Below are 25,622 nucleotides of genomic sequence, written 5' to 3'. Positions count from 1 at the left end.
TCAATCCATAATTTGGCAGGCGGCTCCGGAATCTGGCCGATTGCCTCGGCGGGGACGATCGGCCAAACCGGGGTCGCACCGATCCACGAGAACAAGTCATGCAAGCGGCAGCCAGGCGACCTCGCACCAACCATCTCGATCTCGCGCAGCGCATCCTGGACGTTGCCAGGCAGCGCGGCTTCGCGCCCGGCGCCCACCTTCCCGAGCAACAGATCGCCTCGCTCTGCAGCGTTTCGCGGACTCCGGTGCGGGCGGCGCTGCGCCTGCTCACCGAACAGGGCGTGGTGCGCTGGGAAGCCGCCACAGGCTACCGCCTCGCCATCGACCTCGCGGCGCAAGGGGCTGTCGCCGCCGAATTGCCGAATACGGAGGAAGACGAACTGGCCGAGGCGATCCTGCGCGACCGCTCGGCGCGGCGGTTGGACCAGACGGTAACCGTCAGCGGGCTGATGCGGCGCTACGATGCGGAACGCAAGACGGTACTAAAAGCGCTTCAGAGACTGACTGAAGAGAATCTCGTCGACCGCGCGCCGGGCCAGTCCTGGCTGTTTCGCCGGGCGCCCGACGATCCCGAAGCGCAGGGCGAGAGCTACGACTTCCGGCTGCTGCTGGAGCCCGCCGCCATATTGACGCCGGGCTTCAGCCTCGACGGCGCGCGGGCGGCGGCGCTTCGGCAGGGCATGGAGGCGCTGATGGCGCAGCCCGATGCGGCCTTCGACACCAGGGAATTCCAACGGCTGGACATCGAGTTCCACGGCATGATCGCCGACGGCTCGGCCAACCGGTTCATCACCGACGCGCTGTCCGATCATCTCCGGTTGCGCCGGCTGCCCGGCATCTATGCGGGCGTCAACGTGTTCCGGCTCAAGCAGTCGCTGCGCGAGCACCTCACCATACTCGATCATCTGGAAAGCCGGCAGTATGAGGTTGCCGCCGATCTGTTGCGTGTGCATCTCAGGCTGTCGCGCAGCCAGCGGCCGCGGGCGGCGAGCCGCGGCGCGCCGGCGCTGTTCGGCATGATCAGCCGGCCGGATTGACCGAGGACCATCGTGACGCGCAAAGCCAGCCCGACCATAGCGCTGTTTCCCGAAGCGAGCTTCGGCGCGGCGCTCAATTGCGTCGGCATCGCGCAGGCCTTGCGAGCTAGGGGCGCCCGGCCGGTCTTCATCTGCCATGCTGGCTTCTCCGGCGTCTTTGCCGATTACGGCTTTCAGGAATACCAGCTGCCGACCGACGATCCGCTGAGCGACAGCGAGCGGCAGAGCTACTGGCAGGCTTTCGTGCGCCGCCACCTGCCGCATTTCCGGCTGAGTCCGGTCGACCAGCTCGAAACCTATGTCGCGCCGACATGGCAGGCGATCGTCGACACGGCGGTCCAGGCCGAGGCGCCGCTCAGGCAATTGCTGGCGCGGCTGAAGCCCGACGCCGTCGTGCTCGACAATGTCATTATGTTTCCGGCGATCGCCGGCGCCGGCTGCCCGTGGGTGCGCGTCGTCTCCTGCGCCGAGACGGAATTGCCCGACGCCGAGGTGCCGCCCTATCTTTCCGGCCTTGCCGCCGACGATCCCGGGCGCGCCGCCTTCGAGGCGCGCTATCTCGCGGCGGTCGCCCCGGCGCATGAGCGGTTCAACCGGCTGCGCGCCGATGCAGGCCTCGCGCCGCTGCCGAGGGGCCTGTTCCTGGAGGCATCGCCCGATCTCAACCTGCTGCTGACGCCGGCCATCGTGCGCCGCGAACGCGCCGAGCCGCTCGACCCCGCGCGCTTTACCTACCTCGAGGGCTGCGTCCGCTCCGAGGGGCCGTTCGAGGTGCCGGTCTTTCCGCGCAACGGCGGGCCGCTGGTCTATCTCAGCTTCGGCAGCCTGGGCGCCATGGATGTCGGCCTGATCCAGCGCATGCTTGCCGTCTTCGACCGGCTGCCCGCACGCTTCATCGTCAATGTCGGCGGCCTGCGCGATGCCTATCGCGCGGTGCCCGACAACGTCTATCTCGGCGCCTGGTTCCCGCAGCCCTCGGTGGTGGCGAAATCGGACCTCTTCATCCATCACGGCGGCAACAATAGTTTCTGCGAGGCGCTTCGCTTCGGCGTGCCGTCGCTAATCATGCCCTATTGCTGGGACGGACACGACAATGCGCGGCGCGCCGAGGAGACCGGCGTCGGCAACCATATCGGCCGCGATGGCTGGACCGAAGGAGTACTGGAGCGAGCGATCCTCGGCCTACTGGCCGACGATGCGATGCGCGCCCGCCTGAAGGACAATGCAGCGCAGATGGCGCTGAAGCCCGGAACGGATGTGGCCGCCGAAGCGATCCTCTCTTTGATACGGACATGACCAAATGCCTGAAAACCACCTGACGACCCTGCCGCCGACGAGCGGCGCCAACGATCCGAAAAGCTGGCTGGCCGCGCACGCGATCAGCGAAGTCGAATGCCTGGTGCCCGACATGAACGGCGTGCTGCGCGGCAAGGCGCTGCCGGCGGCGAAATTCCTGAAGGCGCTGGAAGACCGCGCGCTCTATCTGCCGAGTAGCGCCTTCCTGGTCAGCATTGACGGCCGCTATTCCGGCTCGATCGACGAAGGCTTCGCCTATTCGGACCCGGACATGCGCATGGTGCCGGATGTCTCGACACTTTGCCTGGCGCCCGGCGGCGGGCCTGGCAAGGCCTATGTCTTTGCCGATGCCTTCCACATGGACGACCGTCCGTGGATGGCCTCGCCGCGTCACGCCCTGCGGGCGGTACTCGATCTCTATCGCCAGCGCGGCTGGCGGGCGGTGGTGGCGCCAGAGCTCGAATTCTATCTTACCGCGCCAAATCCCGACCCGGACCAGCCGCTGACCGCCCCGGCCGGGCGCAACGGCCGCGCCGAAAGCGTGCAGCATCCCTACGACATGGCGGCGCTGGAGGAGTTCGAGCCGGTGATCCAACGCATCTACGCGCATGCGGCGGCCGCGGGGCTGCCGCTCGATACGCTGATCCATGAGTCGGGCACGGCGCAACTGGAGATTAACTTCCTACACGGCGATGCGCTGGCGCTGGCCGACAAAGTGCTGTTGTTCAAGCGCCTGACCAGGCAGGCGGCGCAGGCGAGCGGCATGCACGCCACCTTCATGGCCAAGCCGATCGCGGCGCAGGCCGGCTCCTCGATGCATCTGCACATGTCGATCGTCGACGAGACCGGCAACACGCTGTTCGCCGGCAGCGACGATGCCGACACCGCGATGTTCGGCCATTTCATCGGCGGCCTGCAGAAATACGTTCCCGAAATCATACCGCTGTTTGCGCCGAACGTGAATTCGTACCGGCGCATTCGTCCGAACCACAGCGCGCCAGCCAATATCGAATGGTCGCACGACAACCGCTCCTGCGGCCTGCGCGTGCCGGCGGGCGGCCGCGCCGCGCGGCGGGTGGAGAACCGGCTGCCGGGGGCCGATGCCAATCCCTATCTGGCGATCGCCGGCTCGCTGCTCGCGGGCTATCTCGGCGTGGAGGAGAAGATCGCGCGCTCGGCGGAAGCGTCGGGCAATGCCTACAAGATCAAGAGCACGCTGCCGAAGACCATGGAGGAGGCGCTCGACCGTTTCACCGCCTGCGCGCCGGTGCGGGCGCTGCTCGGCGAGGATTTCTTCCAGACCTATCTGCGCGTCAAGAGCGTCGAGCTCGACCTGTTCCAGAGCGTCGTGACGTCCTGGGAACGCGACCACCTTTTGCTCAAGGTGTGACCATGGTTTCCAGTTCGACGGGTTTCAATTCCGGTCTCGATATCGGCAAATCCTACTATGTCGCCACCGCCATTCCGGCGCCGGATCATCCGGCGCTCATCGGCGATGTCGAGGCCGACCTTGTGGTCGTCGGCGGCGGCTGCACCGGGCTGTCGGCGGCGCTCCACGCCGCCGAACGCGGGCTGAAAGTGGTGCTGCTCGAAGGCGGCAAGATCGGCTGGGGCGCATCGGGCCGCAATGGCGGCCAGATGATCCCCGGCTTGCGCAAGGGCGCCAAGGGCCTGGTCAAGGCCTTCGGACCGGAACGGGCGAAGGCGCTGTTCGACCTCGCCTTCGAGGCGCGCGGGCTGGTGCTCGACATCATCGAGCGCCACGCCATCGACTGCGACCTCAGGCTCAGCGGCCATCTGGTCGGCGCGGTGAACAGTTCCGACCTCAAGGACCTGGAAGACGAGGCCGAGTGCCTGGCCCGCGTGATGAATTTCCGCGACGTCGAGATCCTGTCGGCGGCGGAAGCGCGCGGCAAAGTCGACACGCCCTATCACGGCGCCATGTACGAGCCGCTCGGCGGCCACATGCATCCGCTGAACTACACGCTTGGGCTTGCCCGCGCAGCCATCGCAGCCGGTGTCACCATCCACGAGAATTCGGTCGCCGTGCGGCTGGAGCGGGAGCCTTCGATCAGGGTCTCGACGGCGACAGGATCGGTGCGGGCGAAGCATGTCGTACTGGCGGGCGACGCGCTGCTGCAAGGACTGGAGCCGCGCGTCAACAGCCGCATCATGCCGGTCGGCAACTACATCGTCGCCACCGAGCCGCTGGAGGGCAAGCGCAATGTGATCCCGGCCAACGTCGCGGTGTCCGACACGCGCTTCGTGGTCAACTACTACCGGATGTCGGCGGATGGGCGGCTGCTGTTCGGCGGCGGCGAGCGCTACACGCCGTCGCCGCCGGCCGACATTGCCGGCTTCGTGCGGCCGCATATGGAACAGACCTTCCCGCAACTGAAGGGCTGCCGCATCGACCATGCCTGGGGCGGGCTGGTGTCGGTGACGACGTCGCGCCTGCCGCATGTCGGGCACTATGGCGAGGTCTATTTCGCGCATGGCTATTCCGGCAAGGGCGTCATCCTGTCGACGCTGTCGGGCAAGCTGCTGGCCGAGGCGATCACGGGAGACGCCTCGCGGCTCGACCTGTTCTCGACGCTTAGCCCGCTGCCGTTCCCCGGCGGCACGGCGCTGCGCGGTCCGCTCTATGTGCTCGGCATGCTTTGGTATGCGATGCGCGACCGCATCAAGCACTGAGCGCGCGGGACGACGGCAAGCTGGCTAACCGGCATCCCTGTTGGTCAGCGCGATGTGGCAGCAGCCGGAGCCGTGGCCTGGCGTCCAAGTGACGTTGGCGAAGCGCACGCCGGTCGCCTCGAACAGGCCGCGGTCGAAGGCGCCGGCGATGCGGCAGAGCGTGGCGAGCTTCTCCTCGCCGACGCCGGCCTCGACCCAGGCGTCCTTCAGCGGACAGCGCTTCACCTTGAAGGCGATGTGGGTCGCGTTGCGCTCGACATCGGTCGGGTACATGCGGCCGCCATCCGGGCTGACGGCCAGAAACGCCTCGCCGATCGCCGGCGCATCGTTGGGGCCGAAATCGGCGAAAGCCGCGGCTGCGACTTCCTTGCCGCGCTGCTCGATGGTGCGGATCATGACAGCCTCGGCTCTCTCGGCGCCGAGTTCGGCCGTCAGTTCGTCGAGGAAGAGACGGTAGAGATCGGCCCGGTTGCGGAAAGCGGAATCGAGCTCGCGGGACAGTTTTTCGGCTCTGACGTCGGGGTCGGTCATGGTGCGGTGGTCCTGTTCAATCTCGGCGCCGCCGCCACCAGCGCCCTGCCGATCGCCGATTGCGGATTGCCGATGACGGCACGGGCATCGCCGCTTTCGGCGACCCGGCCGGCATCGAGGATGACGAGGCGGTGGGCGACGGCGCGGACGACGCCGAGATCGTGCGAAATGAAAAGGTAGGCGATCCGTTCCGTGGCCTGAAGGTCGAGCAACAAGTCCAGGATCCGGCCGCGCACCGATACGTCGAGCGCCGACACGGCCTCATCGAGCACGATCAGCGACGGTTTGGTGGCGATGGCGCGGGCAATGGCGACGTGCTGGCGCTGGCCGCCGGAGATCTCGTGGATGGCGCGCGGCGCGAGATCGGCGCCAAGGCCAACGCGCTCCAGCAGGGCGGCGATGCGGCGCGGGCGCTCTGTGCGCGAGGCAATGCCGTGAATGCGCAAGGGGTCGTCCAAGACACGCGCCACGGTGGCGCGCGGATTGAAGGCGGCGAGCGGATCCTGGAACACCATCTGCAGGCGCGCGCGCCTCGCACGCAGGGCAGATCCGCCCAGCGAGCGGAAGTCTGCGCCCTCGAACTGGATGGTGCCGGCGTCCGGCTCGGTCAGCCTGAGTACCAGCCGCGCGATGGTCGACTTGCCGCTGCCGGACGGGCCGGCAAGCGCCAGCGTCTCGCCGGGCTCGATCGCAAACGCAACGCCATCGACGGCGGCGACGGTTCCGCCGCCGCGACGATAGCGCTTGGTGAGACCGGAGACGGCGAGCAGGCTCATGCCGGCGCTCCGGCCTGCCGCAGCGGTCCGGCGTCGAGGCCGAGATGAGCGTCGAGCAGCGCGCGCGTGTAGGCGTGGCGCGGGGCGTTGACGATCTGCGCCGTCGTGCCGAGCTCGAGCAGTTCGCCATAGCGGAACACGGCGATGCGCTCGGCAAGCTCGGCGGCGAGCGCGATGTCATGACTGATGAACAGCAGCGTCATGCCGTCCTCGGCGACCAGCCGCCGGATGAGCGACACGATCTCGGCCTGCACGATGGTGTCGAGCGCGCTGGTCGCCTCGTCGGCGATTAGCAGTTTTGGTCCGGCAGCGATGGCGGCGGCGATGGCGACGCGCTGCTTCTGGCCACCCGAGAGTTGATGCGGATAGGCGCGCATGGAGGCGTCGGGATCGGGCAGACGGACGCGTTCGAGCAGGGTTTTGGCATGGGCGTAGGCTTGCGGCCAGGAGAGGCCGAGATGGGTCAGGGCGACTTCAGCGATCTGCTTGCCGACGGGCATGACCGGGTCGAGGCTGGAGGAGGGGTCCTGGAAGACGAAGCCGATGTCGCGGCCGAGGCGGGGTACTGCGCTGCCAAGATGAAGAGGTCGGCGCTCTACGGCGCCCCCCTCTGTCCTGCCGGACATCTCCCCCACAAGGGGGGAGATTGCCTTCTCATTACCGCTTTCGCCGATCATCGACGTTGAAAAAGAAGTGCCGGCGACGGAACTGCTGATCTCCCCCCTTGTGGGGGAGATGTCCGGCAGGACAGAGGGGGGCGCGAAGGAATGAGGCATTTGCAAATTCGGCATCGCCCATTCGATCGCACCTCCAATCCTGGCACCCCTCGCCAACAACCCCGCAATCGCCAGCGCCAGGGTGCTCTTGCCCGAGCCGCTCTCGCCGATGATCGCCAGGCGCTCACCGGCCTCGATCTCAAGGCTCACGCCCCTCAGCGCCGGCACCTCGCGGCCATCGCCGCGATAGCTCACCGTCAAATCGCGGATCGAAAGCAGCGCCGTCACGACAGGCTTCTCCGCACCGCCGTCGTCTCGACGACGCCTTCGCCGGCGAGGTAGACGCCGAGCACGGTCAGCACCAGGGCGATGCCGGGAATGATCGACAGGAAGGGCGCGGTGCGCAAGACGGCGCGGCCTTCGGCGATCATGGCGCCCCAGGTGACGCGGTTGGGGTCGCCCAGGCCGAGAAAGGACAGGGCGGCTTCCGTCAGGATCGCCGCCGCGACGATCACCGAGGACAGCGCCAGCACCGGCGGCAGCGCGTTGGGCAGCACTTCGCGAAAGGCGATCTCGAGCGGATGCATGCCGATGACGCGGGCGCCGGCGACATAGTCGCGCTCGCGGATCGACAGCACCTCGGCGCGTGCGACGCGCGCCGGTCCGGTCCAGGCACCGAGCGCGATGGCGGCAACGACCACGCCAAGCGAAGGGCCGACGATGCTGACGAAGGCCAGCGCCAGCAGGAAGCCGGGCACGGTCTGGAAGGCATCGGTGATGCGCATCAGCACCTCGTCGATCAGGCCGCCGGCAAAACCGGCCAGCGTGCCGACCACCGCGCCGATCAGGAGTGCTGCGCCCGCCGCCGACAGCCCGACGGCCAGCGAGGTGCGGGCACCGTGGAACAGTTCGGCCAGCACGTCGCGGCCGAGCCGGTCGGTACCGAGCGGCAGCGACCAGTCTTGGAATGGCGGCAGCAATGCCGGGCCTGCGATGGCCTGCGGGTCGCCGGGAAAGAGCAGCGGCGCGGTAAGCGCCATGGCGAATAGCAAGGCGAGGATCGCAGTTCCGGCGATCGCTTCCGGGCTGCGAAGGAAACGATGCAGCCGGCTCATGCGCCGGCCTCACTGGCGCCGACGCGCGGATCGAGCAGGGCGTAGGCAAGGTCGACCAGGAGGTTGATCACGATGACGAGCACGGCGCTGGTGAGAATGATGCCGAGCAGCAGCGGCGTGTCGCGTCCGGCGACGGCTTCCTGCGCCAAACGGCCGAGGCCGGGTACGGCAAAGACGCTTTCTATGACGACGCTGCCGCCCAGCGTCTGCGCCGACTGCAGGCCGAGCATGGTGATGAGCGGCAGCAACGCGTTGCGGGCGACATGGGCAAGCACGATGCGTCGGCGCGACAGCCCCCTGGCGCGGGCGGCGAGGACAAAGTCCTGCCGCCAGGCCTCGGCCATGCCGGCACGCATCATGCGCAGGTAAAGCGCGAGGTAGATGAAGCCGAGCGCCGAAACCGGCAGCACGAGATGGGTGGCGATGTCGGCGGCCCGCGAAAGGCCGGTCTTGGCGGAGGCGATGGTCTCGATGCCGCCGATCGGCAGCCAGCGCAGGTCGACGGCGAAGACGACGATCAGCACCAGGCCGAGCCAGAAGCCAGGCACGGCATAGAGTGCCAGCGAGCCGATCGACAGGAAGCGGTCGCGAAAGCTTCCGGGCTTTGCACCGGCATAGATGCCGAGCGCCGAGCCGAGGCCGAAGGAGAGCGCGGTGGCGCTGCCCATCAGGATCAGCGTGGTGGGCAGGCGTTCGAGGATGACGTCGCGGATAGGTCGCGAGAAGGTGACGGACTGGCCGAGATCGAGATGGCAGAGCGCCCAAAGATAGTTGGCGAGCCGCGTCAGTTCCGACTGGTCGAGGCCCCAGCGGTGGCGCAGCACCTCGATCAGGCCGGCGTCGCCGCCGGTCGAGACGATGTAGGCGTCGACCGCGTCGCCAGGGGCAGCTTCGAGCAGGAGGAATGTGCCGATGATGACGATCGAAAGCACAAAGACGCTGCCGACGAGACGGCGGCGGATGAGGGCGAGGGCGCGGGTCATGGCGAAGCCGCTCCAAGGCCAAGCCATGAACGCCGAGTTCTACGGCGCCCCCCTCTGTCCTGCCGGACATCTCCCCCACTTGGGGGGAGATCAGCTGGCACCGCGGCTTTCGCCAACCTGCAACGCTGCAGGAAAGTGCGAGGCGCCAAAGCCGCCAATCTCCCCCCTTGTGGGGGAGATGTCCGGCAGGACAGAGGGGGGCGCGAAGGAGCTCTCATTCTCGAAGCTGAGCACCCGAGCTGTCGATGCGCAAGTATGGGATCAGCCCGCCAAATAGGTGTCCGCCCAGTTCGATACCGCCCAGCGCGGGTTGTTGGCGATGTTGCCGACCGTATCGCGCGCGACGCTGATGAAGCTCCATTCGGCGACGTTGATCAGCGGCAGGTCGGCGGCGACCTTTTTCTGAAATTCCTTGTAGAGCTCGGTGCGGGCGGTGGTGTCGAGCGTCTCCGATGCCTTGGCGATGAGCGCGTCGAGCTCCGCGTTCTTGTAGCCGCCCTGGTTGGAGAAGGGCACGCCGTCCGGGATGCCGCTCTGCACCAGGATGGTGGTCGAGATCGCCGGGTCGCCGCGGAACACCGGCGGGCCGACGGCGAGGTCGAAGGCATGGTCTGTGTAGACGGCCTTGATATGCGCGGGAGAGTCGTTGTTGACCAGTTCGGCGTCGATGCCGACGGCGGCGAGCGCCTGGCGCAAATAGTCGCCGAACTGCTTGGTCTCGTTGAAATAGGGCGCCGGCAGGAGCTTCAGCGAGAAGCGATTGCCGTCGGGGCCTTTCTTGTAGCCGGCCTCATCGAGAAGAGCATTGGCCTTGGCGACATCGAAGGCATAGGTCGGCACGTCGGCGGTGTAGAACTGCGGGTCGTTCTTCGGCACCGGGCCGGTCGCGGTGGCGGCATAGCCGAGGAAGATCGTCTTGACGACGAAGTCCTTGTCGATGGCATGGGCGATCGCCTGGCGCACCTTGAGGTCGGCGAGTTCCTTGCGCCGATGATTGATCTCGACCACGAGCTGGTAGGTCAGCCCCTCATAGCCCTTGGTGATCACCTTCAGGCCCGGCACCTTGGAGATGCGGTCGAGATCGGCGAGCGGCACGGCGGAGAAAGCGGCAAGCTGGATCTCTTCCGCCTCGAGCGCCGCGGCCGCCGAGGTGCGATCGGGGAGCACCTGGTAGACGATCTCGTCGAGATAGGGCTCGTCCTTGCCCCAGTAGTCGGCGTTCTTCGCCAGCCGGTAGTACTGGCCGGCCTTGTATTCGGCGAATCTGTACGGGCCGGTGCCGACGGGCGCGTTGTTGGCCGGGTTCTCCTCGATCTTGCCGTTCTCATAGACATGCTTCGGCACGACGCTCGACAGCGCCGGCAGCGCATTGCGGATCAGCTGGAACGGCGTCGGCTTGGCGAATTTGAACACGGCGGTCAGCTCGTCCGGCGTTTCGACCGTGCTGAGATCCTTGAACACGGTGCGGCCGAGATTCTGCAGCGGCTTCCACAGCTGCAGCGCCGAGAAGGCGACGTCGGCGGAGCTGAACGGCTTGCCGTCATGCCACTTGACGCCGTCGCGCAGCTTGAACGTCACCGAGAGGCCGTCGGCAGCACCTTCCCAGGACAGCGCCAGGCGTGGCTGGAGCCCGTCCTTGCCGTCGAAGGAAGCCTCGGCCAGCGTCTCCACGACCTTGCTGGAGATGAAGAATACGCCGTTGGAGGCGACGATCGCCGGGTTGAGGTTGCGCGGCTCGGAATCGGCGGCAACGACCAGACGGCCACCCCTCTTCGGCGTCTGCGCGCGACCGATCACCGGCATGGCGGTGGAGGCGAGCAGCGCCGCCGAGCCGGCAAGCACGGTGCGCCTGGAAATGGTGAAAGCTGACATGATCGACCTCCGTCCTCCGCGCCACCCGGCGGGCGCCAATTCCCCTCGACGCCAGCGGGTCCGCGAACGTCCTTGCGGCGGCGATTATGGCCCTTGCCGAGGGTTTCGCCAGAGACGGAATTGGCGCATGGTGGCGTGGCTTTGAAATTTTCGTCCGCTGGACCAGTAGCCAGGAAGCGGCCCAATCAACCAGACTGGTAGGACCAGATATGGCGATTGGCTGCGAGATTTGGCTTTGAGAAGTCTCTGCAGGCCAGGGGCTCCTATTTCTGGCTGGACCAGAGTGGTGAGCTGGTGCAGATTTGGCCGACAGCCAGACGATCAGCCACAAGACCAGCCGGCGAGCCGGCCCGATCGGCGGGCACATTCAGGGAGAGAAAAAATGAACATCGCCCCGGGCAAGAATGCGGTCGCCATTCCATTCGACCAAGCCAGGTTGGACGGGCTGATGGAGGAAGCGGGCATCGACGTGCTGCTCGCCACTTCCAAGCACAACACGCAATATCTGCTCGGCGGCTACAAGTTCATCTTCTTCGCCGCCATGGATGCGATCGGCCACAGCCGCTATCTGCCGATCGTCGTCTACGAGAAGGGCGGACCGGATCGTGCCGCCTATATCGGCAACCGCATGGAGGGCGCCGAGCACCAGAACAACCCGTTCTGGACACCGACCCTGCACGCTGCCTGCTGGGGCACGCTGGACGCCGCCAATCTTGCCGTCGAGCATGTGCAGAAGATCGGCAAGGGCGGTGCCCGCATTGGCATCGAGCCGGCCTTCCTGCCGTCGGATGCCTACACGCTGACCCGCAAGGCGCTGCCGGACGCGAAGCTCATCGATGCGACCGGCATGCTGGAGCGCATGCGCGCCATCAAGACAGACGCCGAGCTCGAAAAGCTGCGCATCGCCTCGGAGCTGATCACCGATTCCATGCTGGCGACCATCCAGTGGGCGCGTGAAGGCACGACCAAGACCGAGATCATCGAGCAACTGAGGCGCGAGGAGACCAATCGCGGCGCGCATTTCGAATATTGCCTGCTGACGCTGGGCTCAAGCCACAACCGCGCGGCCTCGCCGCAGGCGTGGAAGCAGGGCGAGGTGCTGTCGATCGATTCCGGCGGCAATTATCACGGCTACATCGGCGATCTCTGCCGCATGGGCATCCTCGGCGAGCCGGACGCCGAGCTGGAGGATCTGCTGGCCGAGGTCGAAGCCGTCCAGCAGGCGGCGTTTTCGAAGGTCAGGGCGGGCACGCTCGGCGGCGATATGATCGCCCATGCCGAGGGCGTGCTGAAAGCCTCTAAGGTAGCGCCTTACACGGATTTCTTCGCCCACGGCATGGGGCTGATCACGCATGAGGCGCCATTCCTCATGACCAACCATCCGGTCACCTATGAAGGCACCTACGCCGGGAAGCCGCTGGAACAGAACATGGTGCTGTCGGTCGAGACGACGATGCTCCACCCTGCGCGCGGCTTCATCAAGCTGGAGGATACGGTCGCGGTGACGGACACCGGCTATGTTATGTTCGGCGACCGGGCGCGGGGGTGGAACAGGGGCGGGATTTCATAAGGCCGAAAGTCGGCGCCGCCCCTCATCCGCCTGCCGGCACCTTCTCCCCGCAGAACGGGGAGAAGAAACCAGCTTCGGCGATTTGCGAATTCGTTGATGAAGGCGTCTTTCTTCCCGTTCTACGGGGAGAAATGTCCGGCAGGACAATGAGGGGCGGCGCCAGCTTCGAAGGTTCACTCCCCTGCCGGCATCAGCCTGAAGTCCGGCAAATCCCGCAGCGCCAGTTCCGGCCCGGCGGGCGAATAGACGACGAAGAGCTGCATCGGCTCGTCGCCGGTGTTGAGCGTCGAATGGAAGCGGCTCTCGGGCACGTAGATGGTGCAGCCGGGGCCGACCTTCGCGACCACCGGATTGCCGTCCTCGTCCTCGACCATCTGCTCGCCATGGCCGGAGATGACGAAGATGATTTCTTCGGCGCCGGGATGATTGTGGCGGGTGTGGCCCTTGCCGGAGGGCAGGTCGACGACGCCGCCGGAAAAACGCTCCGCGCCGTTCACTTCGGGCGCGACCGTCAGGGCCAGCCTGCCCCAGTCGAAGCCGAAGGCGCTGACGTCCTTCGGATACACGAACACCTTGCTCTTGTCGGTCATCGTCTCATCCCTTCTTTTTCTTGATGGTCGCCTTGCCGCGGCCGACCGCGACCGCCTTGAAATCCGCCGTCTGTTTGGCGATTGCTGCCTCCGCCGGCAGCCGTTCCATCGAGCTTGCGCCATAGAAGCCATGCAGCCCTTCGCAGCGCTCGAGGATATAGCGGGCATCGTCCGGCATCGAGATCGGCCCGCCATGGCAAAGCAGGATCACGTCCTTGCGCACCGAGCGCGCGGCCGCCGCGATGGCATCGATCTCCTTCACACAGTCGTCGAGCGACTTCGCCGAAGTGGCGCCGATCGAGCCGCCCGTCGTCACGCCCATATGGGCGACGACGATGTCGGCGCCGGCTTTGGTCATGGCGCGCGCCTCGTCCGGGTTGAAGACGTAGGGCGTGGTCAGGAGGTCGAGCTTGTGCGCTTCGGCGATCATGTCGACCTCGAGCCCAAAACCCATGCCGGTTTCCTCGAAGCTCTGCCGCATGGTGCCGTCGAACAGGCCGATGGTGGGGAAGTTCTGCACGCCGGAAAAGCCCATCGTCTTCAGTTCGGCCAGGAACAGCGGCATGATGACGAACGGATCGGTGCCGTTGACGCCGGCCAGCACCGGCGTCTTCCTCACCACCGGCAGCACCTCGTAGGCCATCTCCTTGACGATCTCGTTGGCATTGCCATACGCGAGCAGGCCGGCGGCCGAGCCGCGCCCGGCCATGCGATAGCGGCCGGAATTGTAGATGATGATGAGGTCGATGCCGCCGGCTTCCTCGGCCTTGGCCGACAGGCCGGTGCCGGCGCCGCCGCCGACGATCGGCACGCCGTCGGCGATCATCTTGCGGAATTTCTCCAAAATTTTCTTGCGCGGAATGGCGGCCATGCGTCCGGGTCTCACTTCTTGGCGATATCGAGGAAGGCCGCGGTCGCGGCCCTGGCGAATTCGGGGTCGTTGATGTGCAACGGCAGGCGCGTCACCCGCCGCGTCGCGTTGGGGCGGATCGAACGCTCGACGGCCTCGAACAGCGCCGCGTCGGCTTCCGGGTCGAAGAAGGCGCCGCCTTCGATGTCGAGCGCCGAGACGCCCTTTTCCGGAATCAGGAAGTGGAGCGGACCCTCGCAGCGGCTCAGCCTTTCGCCGATCCATGCGCCGATCGCGCGGCATTCGGCCGGCGTCGTGCGCATCAGCGTCACGTTGGAATTGTGCTCATAGAACAGGCGCCCGCGATAGTGCTCCGGAATGGTCGGCGGCGCCCAGAAGTTGACCATGTCGAGCGCGCCGACCGAGCCGACATAGGGCAGCTTCGTGCGAGCGACGGCGCCGAAGCGATCCTCCGTCGCCGGCAGCACGCCGCCGAACAGTAGATCGCAAACCTCCGTCGTGGTGATGTCGAGGAGACCGGCGAGCAGCCTCGAATCGGCGAGCTTCTCCATGGTGCGGCCGCCGGTGCCGGTGGCGTGGAAGACCATACAGTCATAGCTGGCGCGCAGCTGGTCGGCGATCGCGGTCACACACGGCGTGGTCACGCCGAACATGGTGAGCCCCAGCGACGGCTTGCCGTCGGAGGCGGGTGCGGGTTTTGCTGCCATGCCCGAGATCGCCTGGGCGGCATTGTGCAGCACGACGCGCGACAGCCGGTTGAGACCGGCCATGTCGGTCACCGACGGCATCATGACGATGTCCGAGACGTCGACGTAAGGCGCGGTGTCGCCGGAGGCAAGCGTCGAGACCATGATCTTGGGCAGGCCGAGCGGCAGCGCGCGCATGCCAGAGGTGACGATCGAGGTGCCGCCGCCGCCGCCAATGCCGATCATTGCCGATATGTCGCTGCGCGACTGGACGAAGCGGGTGAAGGCGGCGGCCATCGCGGCGACCGACCTGCCGCGGTCGTCGAGGCCGAGCACGGCGTTGCGGCCATCCGAATGGTGGGCGGCGATGTCTCCGGCCGTGACATCGACCGGGACGGTGGCGGCGCGCGTTCCGACGTCGACGCGGGTCACGGCGGCGCCCGTGGCGGCGATCGCGTCCGCCAGGAAGGCGAGTTCCTCGCCCTTGGTGTCGGCGGTGCCGACCACATAGATGCGCTTCATCGCGTTTCCCCGCTCCCTGGCGTTGTCGCCCGCCGCTCCTTGCCGGCCGTCAAGACCATTGCAATTTTTTGAGACGCGCGTATCGTATTGACATGGATGTCTCACGTCAACAAGCCGCGCCGAACGACGACACCGGACAGGGGGCAGGTCGCGCGGCCGAGCGCGGCGCGCGCGCCCGCACCAGGCGGCTTATGCTGGAGACGGCAACCAGGCTGATGCAGGCCGGCGCAACGCCTTCCGTCAGCGAGGTGGCGGAGGCGGCCGAAGTGTCGCGAGCGACCGCCTATCGCTATTTCCCAAGCCAGGCGGCACTGGTGCAGGCAGTGGTCGACGAGGGGCTTGGCCCGATCCTCACCTGGAAATCCACTTCCGACGATGCGGAGCGTCGGGTCGCCGAACTCTTCGCCGACGCCATGCCGCGCATCGAAGCCTTCGAGGCGACGTTCAAGGCGGCGCTGAAACTGTCGCTCGATCAATGGGCCAGGCGGCAGGCCGGCACGCTGGGCAGCGAGCCCGCCTTCACGCGCGGCCATCGCGTCGACCTGCTGAAGGACGCGATCGCGCCGCTCAAGGGTCAGTTGCCGCCGCGCGAATTCAAGCGTCTGGCGCAGGCGCTGTCGCTGATGTTCGGCGTCGAGGTGCTGATCGTGCTGAAGGACATATGGGGGCTGGACAGCCGCCGGATGATGACGGTCGCGCAATGGGCGGCGGGCGCGCTGGTGCGGGCTGCCCTGGCGGAATCGGAAGGTGGCGGCGCGTCGGCGGTAATGGCCAAATAAAGCAAATCTGGTTGGACCAGATGGCGTGACCAGTTGTGCATAATAGGCCCGATGAGGTGACCGGAACAAGGTGCATATGTATCAAGGAGTAGGAAAATTAAGGGAAAACAGGCAGATACCGCTGCAAATGGCTTGTCCGGCGATTCCTGATCGCTCAAGAAAGGGCTTGACGTCCGTCCGAAATTGGTAATACCAGATCAGAATAGTCGAAGCGGATCGAAAGTGAAGGTGGCGATCCATTTTCGGCCGGGCGAGGAGGCCCAAACCGGAAAGTGCCATCACGGGAGGAACTACCAGGGCCGGCCTCGTTGCCGGCTCGCATGACACGGTAGAATGCGCACAAGGGAGGAAACATTATGCGCAAGTTAGTGACCAGCGTGCTTGCTGGTATCGGCCTGACGCTTGCCTGCGGAACGTCCGTCTACGCGCAGGAAAAGGAACTCACCATCTTCTGGGCGGAATGGGATCCGGCCAACTATCTGCAGGAACTCGTCAACGATTACACAGCCGAGACCGGCGTGAAGGTCACGGTGCAGACGACGCCATGGCCGGATTTCCAGACCAAGGCTTTCACCGAGTTCAACGCGCATGGCGACGCCTACGACATGGTGGTCGGCGACTCGCAATGGCTCGGCGCCGGTTCGACGCAAGGCCACTATGTCGACCTCACCGACTTCTTCAACAAGCACAAGCTTGGCGACGTGATGGCGCCCGCCACAGTCAAGTATTATGCCGAATACCCCGGCGGTTCCGGCAAATACTGGGCGATCCCGCTCGAAGGCGATGCGATCGGCTGGTCCTATCGCAAGGACTGGTTCGAGGATCCGAAGGAGAAGGAAGCCTTCAAGGCGAAGTACAATTACGACCTCGACGTGCCGAAGACGTATGCGCAGCTGCGCGACATCGCCGAGTTCTTCCACCGTCCGGACCAGAAGCGGTACGGCGTCGCCATCTACACCGACAATTCCTATGACGCGATGGCGATGGGTGTCGAAAGCGCAATCTTCAGCTATGGCGGCGACCTCGGCGACTACGCAACCTACAAGGTCGACGGCATCACCAATTCGAAGGAGGCCGCCGCCGGCCTCGACATGTACAAGGAACTCTACAAGTTCACGCCTCCGGGTTGGGGCAAGACCTTCTTCGTGGAAGACAACCAGGCGATCACCGGCGGCCTCGCCGCGATGAGCATGAACTTCTTCGCCTTCTTCCCGCCGCTGGTAAACAAGGCCACCAACCCATTCGCCGACGCGACCGGCTTCTTCGCCAATCCGGCCGGCCCGGACGGCAAGCGCTTCGCCGCTCTCGGTGGCCAGGGAATTTCAATCGTCTCGTACTCGAAGAACCAGGAAGAGGCGACGAAGTTCCTGGAGTGGTTCATCAAGGACGAGACCCAGAAGAAGTGGGCCGACCTCGGTGGCTATACCTGCAGCCAGGCCGTGCTGAAATCGGAAGCGTTCCAGAACGCCACGCCTTACAACAAGGCGTTCTATGACACGATGTTCATGGTCAAGGATTTCTGGGCGACACCGGAATACGCCGAGGTGCTCGATCAGCTGAACCAGAACATCTATCCGTTCGTGGTCGGCGGCAAAGGCACCGCCCAGGAAGCGCTCGACAAGACCGCCGCCGAATGGAAGGCGACGTTCACCAAGTACAATCGCTACAAGTAAGCATCACATTCAGAATGCCGGAGGAGGGTTTTCCCCTCCGGCATTCCTGTTTCAGGGAGACGCTCGTTGGCTTCGGTAGCCCTCACACATCTCGATCCTGCCTCAAGGGCCGCGGCGCGCGGCTGGTCGGATCTGACCATCCGCAATCTGTTCATCATCCCGACGCTGGTGTTCCTGATCGTCTTCAACATCTTCCCGCTGATCTATTCGCTGGGCTATTCCTTCACCAACTTCGCGGCCAACCGGAGCGAGCCCTGGCAGTTCGTCGGCCTGCAGAATTACCGTGAGCTGCTCAGCGACGATCACATCTGGTCGAATTTCATCATTACGGCGAAATACGTCATCGTTTCGGTGGCCGGCCAGATGATCGTTGGCTTCGGCCTGGCGCTGCTGCTCAACCGCAGCTTTCCGATGAAAGGCCTGATCACCACTCTGCTGCTGTTGCCGATGATGATGTCGGCCGCGGTCGTCGGCCTGTTCTGGCAACTGCTCTACAGCCCGTCCTGGGGCCCGATCAACTACGTCTTCGGCCTCGGCGATTTCGCCTGGCTGTCCAACCCGGACAGCGCGCTCTACGCCGTCGCGATCACCGATATCTGGATGTGGTCGCCCTTCGTCATGCTGCTTTCGCTCGCCGGCCTGTCGGCCGTGCCGCAGCATCTCTACGAGGCCGCGGCGATCGACCGCGCCGGCTGGTGGTACACCTTCACCCGCATCACCTTGCCGCTGGTCTCGCCGATCCTTTTGATCGCGCTGATCTTCCGCACCATGGAAGCCTTCAAAACCTTCGACATCGCCTACACGATGACGACTCAGCCGACCGCCGAACTGATTGCGATCCGGCTCTACAAGCAGGCGTTCCAGCAGTGGGATACCGGTAAGTCCTGCGCGCTGGCCTACATCGTGCTGATCATGGTGCTGGCCATTACCAACCTCTACGTGAAGTACCTCAACAAGGTGAAGGAGCGCTGAGATGGCCGCCGTCCGCACTTCTTCCGAGGTCGCCCTCAACCGCGCGGCAATCGTCGCGGTGCTGGTCGCGACGCTGATTTTCCTCGCGCCGATCTACTGGATCGCCTCCACGGCGTTCAAGCCGAAGGAACTGGCGGTCAGCGTGCCGCCCACCGTCCTTTTCCAGCCGGAAGTCACGCCCTTCATCCGTCTGTTCACCAAGCGTGTGCAGATGCAGAAGCCGGTCGACCCGCAAGTCTACGAAGCCGCGCCCTGGTGGGAGAAGCGCATCTATGACGGCGGCGAGCGGGTGCTGAAGGTCGGCAAGGACGTGCAGCTTTCGCAGTATCCCAACCGCTTTATGAACAGCCTGATCGTGGCGGTCATCAGCACGGTGCTCGCCGTCGGCATGGGGACCTTCACCGCCTACGGCTTCTCGCGCTTCAAGGTCGCGGGCGAGGCGGACCTTCTCTTCTTCATCCTGTCGACGCGCATGCTGCCGCCGGTGGTCGTGGCGATCCCGATGTTCCTGATGTACCGGATGGTCGGCCTCAACGACTCGCATATCGGCCTGATCATCCTCTACGTCGCCTTCAACCTGTCCTTCTCGGTCTGGCTGATGAAGGGCTTCATGGACGAGATCCCGAAGGAGTACGAGGAGGCTGCGCTGGTCGACGGCTACACGCGCATGCAGGCCTTCTTCAAGATCGTGCTGCCGGAAGCGGCGACCGGCATTGCCGCCACCGCGGTGTTCTGCTTCATCACCGCCTGGAACGAGTACGCCTTCGCGCTGATCATGACCAACCGGCGCGCCCAGACCGCGCCGCCCTTCATTCCCAGCCAGATCGGCTCCGGTCTGCCGGACTGGACGACGATCGCGGCGGGCACGTTCCTGTTCCTGCTGCCGGTCGCGATCTTCACCTTCCTGCTGCGCAACCACCTGCTTCGCGGCGTGACTTTCGGAGCGATCCGCAAATGAGCTTTCGCGCGGTCAACGAGAAGTACCTTTTGCCGGCCTCGCAGATCCTCATGGTGCTGGGCATCATCGCGCTCTGCCAGCCATGGAGCCTCAGCCTGCATTCCTATGGCGTGACGATCATCCTGATCGGGCTGATCGGCTTCAACATCACGTCGAAGATAGCGCCGGAGCGGCCGGAGGAAACCGGCGCCGCAGTGCACGAGGGGGCCCGGCAGTGACACAGATCGAACTTCGCGGCATCGAGAAATTCTTCGGTGCCGTCCAGGTCATCCACAATCTGAACCTCGCCATCGCCGACAACGAGTTCATCGTGCTGCTCGGCCAGTCGGGCTGCGGCAAGACGACGACGCTGCGCGCGATAGCGGGGCTCGAGACGATCGACCAGGGCGACATCCTGATCGACGGCAAGGCGGTGCAGCACCTGAAGGCGGCCGACCGCGACATCGCCATGGTGTTCCAGTCGTTCTCGCTCTACCCGCATATGACGGTGTTCGAGAACATCGCCTTTCCGTTGCGCGCGACGCGCATGGACAGCGGCGAGGTCGACAAGTCGGTGCGCGAGGTCGCCCGGGTCCTGCGCATCACCGAGCTGCTTGGCAAGAAGCCGTCGGCGCTGTCCGGCGGCGACATGCAGCGCGTGGCGATCGGCCGGGCGCTGGTGCGGCGTCCGAAGGCGATGCTGATGGACGAGCCGATCGGCGCGCTCGACGCCAAGCTGCGCGAGGAGATGCGGGCCGAGATCAAACGGCTGCACATCAAGCAGGGTTCGACCACGATCTATGTCACCCACGACCAGATCGAGGCGATGAGCCTCGCCGACCGTATCGTCATCATGCATGAGGGCTTCATCCAGCAGGTCGGCACGCCGGACGAGGTCTATTCGCATCCGGCCAATTTGTTCGTTGCCCAATTCGTCGGCAGTCCGGTGATGAACATCACCGAGGCCAGCGTTGCCGAAGCGGCCAGCGCCGCCACCGTCACGGTCGGCGATGCGCCCGCGGGGTTCGAGTTCCCGAGCGCGCTCTTGTCGAAGCTCAATGGCCACGCTGCCAATGGCGGCCTGACGCTGGGTATCCGGCCCGAAGGCGTGCTCGTCCGGCGCGAGGCCGCGCCGGGCTACTTGCCGGTGGAGGCGCATATCATCGAGCCACTCGGCTCCTTCGACATTGTCGACCTCAAGGTCGGCTCCAAGATGCTGCGCGCCCGCACCAAGGCCGGCTACGTCGCCGGCCCCGGCGAGAAGGTGCATGTCCGCATCGATCCCGAGCAGGCGCATTTCTTCGATACGGCAAGCGGCAAGTCATTGGGGGTGAGGCTGTAATGGCCCATATCGAACTTAAGAACATCACCAAGAAGTTCGGTGGCCACACCGCGCTGACGAGCCTCAACCTCGAAATCGCCGACGGCGAGTTCTTCGTGCTGCTCGGCGAGACCGGCGCCGGCAAGACGACGACACTGCGGCTCATTGCCGGGCTCGAGAAGCCGACTGAAGGCCAGGTTTTCATCGACGGCGTCGATGTCGCCGACTGGGGCGCGGCCGAGCGCGACGTGGCGCTGGTGCTGCAGCAATATTCGCTCTACCCGCGCTACACGGTGCGCGAGAACCTCGAATTCCCGTTGAAGCCGAAGATCCGCCGGCTGCCGGACGCCGAGATCAAGGATCGCGTCGCCCGCGCCGCCCGCACGCTCCGGATCGAGCATCTGCTCGACCGCAAGACCGACCGGCTGTCCGGCGGCGAGATGCAGCGCGTCTCGATCGGCCGGGCCATCGTGCGCAAGCCGCGCGTGTTCCTGATGGACGAGCCGCTGTCGGCGCTCGACGCAAAGCTGCGCGAGGCGCTGCGCACGGAACTGAAGAACCTGCAGATGCAGCTCGGCGCCACCTTCCTGTTCGTCACCCACGACCAGATCGAGGCGATGTCGATGGGCGACAAGGTCGGCGTGCTCAACCATGGCCGCATCGTCCAGACCGGCACGCCGCAGGAGATCTACAACAACCCGCGCGACACCTATGTGGCGAGCTTCGTCGGCTCGCCGCCGATGAACCTCATCGACGGCAAGCTCGTCAACAATCGCGCGGTGATGGCGCCGATGAATTTCGAACTGCCGCTTTCAGGAGCCGGCAATGCGGCCGACGGTCGTCCGCTCGTCTTCGGCATTCGTCCGGAGGATGTCTATCTGGAGAGCGGCGCGCCGGTGGAGGCCCACGTCCACGATGTCGAAAACCACGGCGTCGAGAAGATCCTGACGCTCAGGGTAGGGGACACCATGCTGCGCGCCACGGTGCCGGCGAGAACCGATGTCGAGATCGAGCAGCCGGTGCGCTTCGCCTGGAACCCGGACAAGGTGGTGCTGTTCGACAAGGGCAGCGGGGTCAGCCTGCGGCACGCCAGCTAGCTTGACGGTTTTCAAGCAACCGGGGCTGGCAGGCGCATCGCCTGGCTACTTCGGCAGATAGGTCTAGGGCGTGTCGTTGATCAGCAGGATCACGCATTCCGTGTCCGACAGGCAGGCATCGTCATGCATCTCATTGGCCTTCTGGGTCCAGTAGGACCCTGGCGGCAACTCGACCCTGTTCGCCTCGCCGCCATCCATTTGCCAGTGCGCCCACAGCCCCTGAATGACCACGGCGCGATAGTCCGCGGTATGCGCGTGGACAGGCGCGTGCCAGTTGCCGGGAACTTTGAGCAAGGTTCCCGCCGGGCCCTTTGCACGCTCGCCCCATAGCGGGCCGAGGCGCTGCGGCTGATCCGGCGCTTCGACAGCGTAAGGGATCTTGCTCGCCGGCAGGTAGCTGTCTTCGAGGGCGAATGCCCGGCCCGGAAAGACGGTGAGCGCGGCGAGCGCAAGCAAGGCTGGGTGATTGGCCATGGCGGGTTCCTCCGCCGGCCAGCTTAAGCTGCCCCCGCCGGCAGGGAATGACGCTGCGTCCAAAACACTTGGCAATTCCTCCAGGCGACAGGAACCGACCCGCGTTCAGGCGACCGGGCTATCGTCGCCGTCGCCGGTGTTGCGCAGATGGCTCGGCGCCACGCCCATGACGCGCTTGAAGGCGCGGCTGAAGGACGCCTCGGAATCATAGCCCAGCCTGCTCGCGGCCACCGAAACCCGCATGCCGTCGCGGGCCAGCCATTGCCGCGCCTGGTGCATGCGAACGCTGAGCACATATTTGGCCGGCGTCTCGCCGACCACGGTGGCGAAGCGCTGGGCGAAGGCGGAACGCGAGGCTCCCATCATCCGCGCCAGCGACTCGACCGTCCAGTCGCGGTCCGGGTTCAGGTGGATGGCGGCAAGCACCTTGCCGACATCGGGATTGCGGACGGCGGCGATCCAGCCGGTGGCGTCGCCGCAGCCGTTCTCCACCCACGAGCGGATGATGGTGGCGGCCAGCACATCGGCAAGGCGCGCCAGGATGCCGCCAGATCCGACCCGGTCCATCGTCACCTCGCCGGCCATCGCATCGAGCAGGTGCTGGATGCCGGGCGCGTTCGCCATCAGCTTATGCCCCTGCATCAGGTCCGGCATCATGTCGAGCAGCGGATGCGAGCCGTCGAGGTTGAAATGCATGCTGCCGCAGAACAGCAGGGTCTTGCAGCCATCGCAGCCATTGGAGACGTCGTAGATGTTCTCGCAAACCGGCTCGATGCTGTAGCAGCCGATCGGCACGGCAGGCACGCCCGGCGCGCTGGCCAGAACGTGTTCGTCGCCGCGCGGGATCAATAGCGCGTCGCCGACCGACAACTCGATCCATTCCTTCGCCGGCGAGAACAGCCAGCATCCCTGCTGGCCGATGAAGTGGAAGCGCGCCGCCTTCTGCGCGGGAAAGGACACCGCCCAGGGTTCCCCCAACACGCAGCGGCCATAGTCGACCCCATCGAGGCGCAGCCCGCGCAGCATGTCGGTCAAGGGATCGCCGGAAGCCGGCAGTGCGGTTTTGGACGAATTGTAATTCATTTCGGCGTTTCTAGCATGGAAACTCCATCTGGTCACTTCCTATGTTGCATGCAGCCAAATGTTGCGCCGCAAACAAATCGGACTGACGGAGCGCGCCCGCGAAGCATGTAACGGGTGGAGGCCGAGCCGGTCATTTCCCGAGTGGCGCGCAAACAGATCGGAGATCTTGCCATGACCGAACCCGCCACGGGCGTCATCGACGCCGCTGTTCTGGACAGCCCCGACTCTCAAGAACGATCTGAGCCTGCCTGGGGCGCGGTGGTGTCGCTGGCGCTGGGCGTGTTCGGCCTGGTGACGGCGGAATTCCTGCCGGCCAGCCTGCTGACGCGGCTGGCGCAGGACCTCGGCGTCAGCGAGGGCGCCGCCGGGCAAGCGGTGACCGCGACGGCGGTGGTCGGCGCGATCGCGGCGCCGACCATGGCCATCGTCACCAAGCGGCTCGACCGCCGGCTGGTGATGTGGATGCTGACGGTTCTGCTCATCGTCTCCAATCTGCTCGCAGCCTTTGCTTCCTCGCTGACCATGCTGCTTCTGGCCCGGGTGGTTCTCGGCGTCGCGCTCGGCGGCTTCTGGTCGATGTCGGCGGCGATGGCGCTCAGGCTCGTGCCGATGCGGCTGATGCCGCGCGCCATGTCGATCATCCTCACCGGCGTTTCGGTCGCCACCGTCACCGCCGCGCCGGTCGGCGCCTATGTCGGCGACGTCTGGGGCTGGCGCACCGCCTTCATGATCGCGGCCGTCGTCGGCGCGCTGGCGCTCTTGGTGCAGCTTGCCACCATCCCGCGGCTGCCGCCGGCCGGCGTGGCCAGCGTGCGCACCTTGCTGGAGGTCTTGAAGCGGCCGATGATCAGGGCGGCGCTGCTGGTCGTGCTGCTGGTCGCCTCGGGTCACTTTGCCGGCTTCACCTATGTGCGCCCGTATCTCGAGGTGGTTCCGGTGCTGCCGATCGAGACGATCTCGCTGGTGCTGCTCGGCTACGGCATCGGCGGCTTCTTCGGCAACTTCGCCGGCGGCTTCATGGCCGAGCGCAACCTGAAGGCCGCGGTCGCCCTGGCGCCGCTGCTGATTGCCGTGTCGGCGCTGGTGCTGCTGACGCTTGGCGCATCGCCGGTGACGGCGGCGATCGCCGTCGCCGCCTGGGGCTTCGCCTTCGGCGCGGTGCCGGTCGGGCTGCAGACCTGGCTGGTGCGCGCGGCGCCGGACGAGGCCGAAAGCGCCGGCGGGCTGATGGTCGCCACGTTCCAGGTGGCGATCGCGCTCGGCGCCGTCTTCGGCGGCCTGCTGGTCGACCATGCCGGCGTCGCCAGCGCCTTCGTCTATTGCGGCATCGCAACGCTGCTGGCGGCCCTGGTGGCGGTGCTAATGGGGCCGAAGCGCGCCGGCTAGCCGGCCCCCGCGCGATCATCCTACATCGGCCCGGCAGCCGTCCGGGCCGATGTTGCCGTGATCGCCGCCACGAAGCGCTTCAGGCTGTGCTCGACATAGGCGGTCAGCTCCATTTCGGGATCGAAGCTCCACCACAGCAGCGAGCCCTGCCAGTGCGACGCCATCAGCAGGCCGATGTCCTGGGGCATGCCCGGTATACCTGCGAAACAGTCGACTAGCACCTTGCTCAGCGCCGCTTTCCAGGCGGCGCCGCGCGCCCGCAGCACGGGATCGCGCAGGTCCTCGCGCAGCACCAGCAAACCTTCGGCATAGGATTCGATGTCGCCATAGCCGCTGGATAGACCACCCAACAACTGGATCGCGCCGGCCGGGGTCCTCGGCGTCGAGGCGGACAGCGCTTCGGTTTTCCGGTCGAGCCCATCCCAGGCATAAAGCAGCGTGCGTTGCTTCAGCTGCGCCTTGCTCCCGAAGCGCTGCACCAGCGTCGACCCCGAAAGGCCGCATGCCCGCGCCAGCCGCTCGAAGGTCAGCGCCTCCGGGCCTTCGGCGTGCATCAGCCGGTAGGCGACCTCCAGCACCTGCTCGTCGGGTTGCGTTTTCGGCCGGGTCATCTTGACATCCATTTATAAACGAATGATCAT

The 25,622-nt window shown here is 65.8% G+C and carries 25 protein-coding genes; 13 read left to right on the top strand and 12 right to left on the bottom strand.

Annotated elements, in window-relative coordinates; translation table 11 throughout:
- Positions 1 to 98: 98 nt before the first annotated feature.
- Genes PU724_RS04240 through PU724_RS04225 form a run of 4 tightly spaced genes read left to right on the top strand, consistent with a single transcriptional unit; the run spans position 99 to position 5,027 of the window.
- Positions 99 to 1,037 carry a GntR family transcriptional regulator gene (locus PU724_RS04240; RefSeq protein WP_292173220.1) on the top strand — a complete coding sequence of 313 codons (939 nt, stop codon included), beginning with the start codon at positions 99 to 101 and terminating at the stop codon, positions 1,035 to 1,037.
- A gap of 12 nt (positions 1,038 to 1,049) precedes the next feature.
- The gene (locus PU724_RS04235; RefSeq protein WP_320321011.1) at positions 1,050 to 2,333 is read left to right on the top strand and encodes a glycosyltransferase; all 1,284 of its coding nucleotides are present in this window, start codon (positions 1,050 to 1,052) and stop codon (positions 2,331 to 2,333) included.
- A 4-nt stretch (positions 2,334 to 2,337) separates the two neighbouring features.
- Complete coding sequence (locus PU724_RS04230; RefSeq protein ID WP_320321010.1) at positions 2,338 to 3,723, top strand: glutamine synthetase family protein; 1,386 nt, start codon at positions 2,338 to 2,340, stop codon at positions 3,721 to 3,723.
- 2 nt (positions 3,724 to 3,725) lie between these two features.
- On the top strand, positions 3,726 to 5,027 hold the full coding sequence (locus PU724_RS04225; RefSeq protein ID WP_127311874.1) for an NAD(P)/FAD-dependent oxidoreductase: 1,302 nt from the start codon (positions 3,726 to 3,728) through the stop codon (positions 5,025 to 5,027).
- Between the two features lie 24 nt (positions 5,028 to 5,051).
- On the opposite strand, the gene PU724_RS04220 is transcribed toward PU724_RS04225, so the two are convergent.
- From PU724_RS04220 to PU724_RS04195, 6 genes are all read right to left on the bottom strand, one after another.
- Complete coding sequence (locus PU724_RS04220; protein ID WP_127393018.1) at positions 5,052 to 5,558, bottom strand: L-2-amino-thiazoline-4-carboxylic acid hydrolase; 507 nt, start codon at positions 5,556 to 5,558, stop codon at positions 5,052 to 5,054.
- A complete protein-coding gene (locus PU724_RS04215) occupies positions 5,555 to 6,334 on the bottom strand; it encodes an ATP-binding cassette domain-containing protein (RefSeq protein ID WP_354419836.1) in 780 nt (259 codons plus the stop codon). Before PU724_RS04215 ends, PU724_RS04220 begins: the two co-directional genes overlap by 4 nt.
- Positions 6,331 to 7,338, bottom strand: a complete 1,008-nt coding sequence (locus tag PU724_RS04210) for an ABC transporter ATP-binding protein (protein ID WP_187331320.1) — start codon at positions 7,336 to 7,338, stop codon at positions 6,331 to 6,333. Before PU724_RS04210 ends, PU724_RS04215 begins: the two co-directional genes overlap by 4 nt.
- On the bottom strand, positions 7,335 to 8,165 hold the full coding sequence (locus PU724_RS04205; protein ID WP_127312004.1) for an ABC transporter permease: 831 nt from the start codon (positions 8,163 to 8,165) through the stop codon (positions 7,335 to 7,337). Before PU724_RS04205 ends, PU724_RS04210 begins: the two co-directional genes overlap by 4 nt.
- Positions 8,162 to 9,148, bottom strand: coding sequence for an ABC transporter permease (locus PU724_RS04200; protein ID WP_135907978.1), 987 nt, complete (start codon positions 9,146 to 9,148; stop codon positions 8,162 to 8,164). The genes PU724_RS04205 and PU724_RS04200 overlap by 4 nt, the downstream gene beginning before the upstream one ends.
- Positions 9,149 to 9,409: 261 nt before the next feature.
- A complete protein-coding gene (locus PU724_RS04195; protein ID WP_127393015.1) occupies positions 9,410 to 11,020 on the bottom strand; it encodes an ABC transporter substrate-binding protein in 1,611 nt (536 codons plus the stop codon).
- 382 nt (positions 11,021 to 11,402) lie between these two features.
- Here PU724_RS04195 and PU724_RS04190 point away from each other — a divergent pair, with 382 nt between their 5' ends.
- Positions 11,403 to 12,590: a M24 family metallopeptidase gene (locus PU724_RS04190; protein WP_354419834.1), complete on the top strand. Its 1,188-nt coding sequence runs from the start codon at positions 11,403 to 11,405 to the stop codon at positions 12,588 to 12,590.
- Between the two features lie 173 nt (positions 12,591 to 12,763).
- On the opposite strand, the gene PU724_RS04185 is transcribed toward PU724_RS04190, so the two are convergent.
- The 3 genes from PU724_RS04185 to PU724_RS04175 are packed head-to-tail and all read right to left on the bottom strand — an operon-like array spanning position 12,764 to position 15,259.
- Positions 12,764 to 13,180, bottom strand: a complete 417-nt coding sequence (locus PU724_RS04185) for a cupin domain-containing protein (RefSeq protein WP_354419832.1) — start codon at positions 13,178 to 13,180, stop codon at positions 12,764 to 12,766.
- Positions 13,181 to 13,184: 4 nt separating this feature from the next.
- Positions 13,185 to 14,051, bottom strand: coding sequence for a phosphoenolpyruvate hydrolase family protein (locus tag PU724_RS04180; RefSeq protein WP_127310738.1), 867 nt, complete (start codon positions 14,049 to 14,051; stop codon positions 13,185 to 13,187).
- A gap of 11 nt (positions 14,052 to 14,062) precedes the next feature.
- Positions 14,063 to 15,259, bottom strand: coding sequence for a Tm-1-like ATP-binding domain-containing protein (locus PU724_RS04175; RefSeq protein ID WP_127284652.1), 1,197 nt, complete (start codon positions 15,257 to 15,259; stop codon positions 14,063 to 14,065).
- A 92-nt stretch (positions 15,260 to 15,351) separates the two neighbouring features.
- Here PU724_RS04175 and PU724_RS04170 point away from each other — a divergent pair, with 92 nt between their 5' ends.
- The 7 genes from PU724_RS04170 (at position 15,352) to PU724_RS04140 (ending at position 22,038) form a co-directional block, all read left to right on the top strand.
- The gene (locus tag PU724_RS04170) at positions 15,352 to 16,038 is read left to right on the top strand and encodes a TetR/AcrR family transcriptional regulator (protein WP_127393376.1); all 687 of its coding nucleotides are present in this window, start codon (positions 15,352 to 15,354) and stop codon (positions 16,036 to 16,038) included.
- Between the two features lie 356 nt (positions 16,039 to 16,394).
- A complete protein-coding gene (locus PU724_RS04165; protein ID WP_127284650.1) occupies positions 16,395 to 17,711 on the top strand; it encodes an ABC transporter substrate-binding protein in 1,317 nt (438 codons plus the stop codon).
- A 66-nt stretch (positions 17,712 to 17,777) separates the two neighbouring features.
- Complete coding sequence (locus PU724_RS04160) at positions 17,778 to 18,683, top strand: carbohydrate ABC transporter permease (protein ID WP_126058200.1); 906 nt, start codon at positions 17,778 to 17,780, stop codon at positions 18,681 to 18,683.
- Position 18,684: 1 nt separating this feature from the next.
- Complete coding sequence (locus PU724_RS04155; protein ID WP_127284649.1) at positions 18,685 to 19,641, top strand: carbohydrate ABC transporter permease; 957 nt, start codon at positions 18,685 to 18,687, stop codon at positions 19,639 to 19,641.
- The gene (locus tag PU724_RS04150) at positions 19,638 to 19,859 is read left to right on the top strand and encodes a hypothetical protein (RefSeq protein WP_320321000.1); all 222 of its coding nucleotides are present in this window, start codon (positions 19,638 to 19,640) and stop codon (positions 19,857 to 19,859) included. The genes PU724_RS04155 and PU724_RS04150 overlap by 4 nt, the downstream gene beginning before the upstream one ends.
- Complete coding sequence (locus PU724_RS04145) at positions 19,856 to 20,962, top strand: ABC transporter ATP-binding protein (protein WP_127311169.1); 1,107 nt, start codon at positions 19,856 to 19,858, stop codon at positions 20,960 to 20,962. Before PU724_RS04150 ends, PU724_RS04145 begins: the two co-directional genes overlap by 4 nt.
- On the top strand, positions 20,962 to 22,038 hold the full coding sequence (locus PU724_RS04140) for an ABC transporter ATP-binding protein (RefSeq protein WP_354419828.1): 1,077 nt from the start codon (positions 20,962 to 20,964) through the stop codon (positions 22,036 to 22,038). The genes PU724_RS04145 and PU724_RS04140 overlap by 1 nt, the downstream gene beginning before the upstream one ends.
- Before the next feature lie 63 nt (positions 22,039 to 22,101).
- On the opposite strand, the gene PU724_RS04135 is transcribed toward PU724_RS04140, so the two are convergent.
- The gene (locus PU724_RS04135) at positions 22,102 to 22,512 is read right to left on the bottom strand and encodes a DUF4437 domain-containing protein (RefSeq protein WP_354419826.1); all 411 of its coding nucleotides are present in this window, start codon (positions 22,510 to 22,512) and stop codon (positions 22,102 to 22,104) included.
- A 105-nt stretch (positions 22,513 to 22,617) separates the two neighbouring features.
- Complete coding sequence (locus PU724_RS04130; RefSeq protein ID WP_354419824.1) at positions 22,618 to 23,595, bottom strand: AraC family transcriptional regulator; 978 nt, start codon at positions 23,593 to 23,595, stop codon at positions 22,618 to 22,620.
- Positions 23,596 to 23,766: 171 nt separating this feature from the next.
- Between PU724_RS04130 and PU724_RS04125 the strand changes: the two genes are divergently transcribed.
- Positions 23,767 to 24,981, top strand: coding sequence for an MFS transporter (locus PU724_RS04125; RefSeq protein WP_354419822.1), 1,215 nt, complete (start codon positions 23,767 to 23,769; stop codon positions 24,979 to 24,981).
- Positions 24,982 to 25,001: 20 nt separating this feature from the next.
- Here the strand turns inward: PU724_RS04125 and PU724_RS04120 are convergent, their stop codons facing one another.
- A complete protein-coding gene (locus tag PU724_RS04120; protein ID WP_292171064.1) occupies positions 25,002 to 25,592 on the bottom strand; it encodes a TetR/AcrR family transcriptional regulator in 591 nt (196 codons plus the stop codon).
- Positions 25,593 to 25,622: the final 30 nt, after the last annotated feature.

Source organism: Mesorhizobium abyssinicae, from assembly GCF_049887195.1.
Classification (GTDB): Bacteria; Pseudomonadota; Alphaproteobacteria; order Rhizobiales; family Rhizobiaceae; genus Mesorhizobium; species Mesorhizobium abyssinicae.
This window is presented reverse-complemented; position numbering and strand designations above follow the sequence as displayed.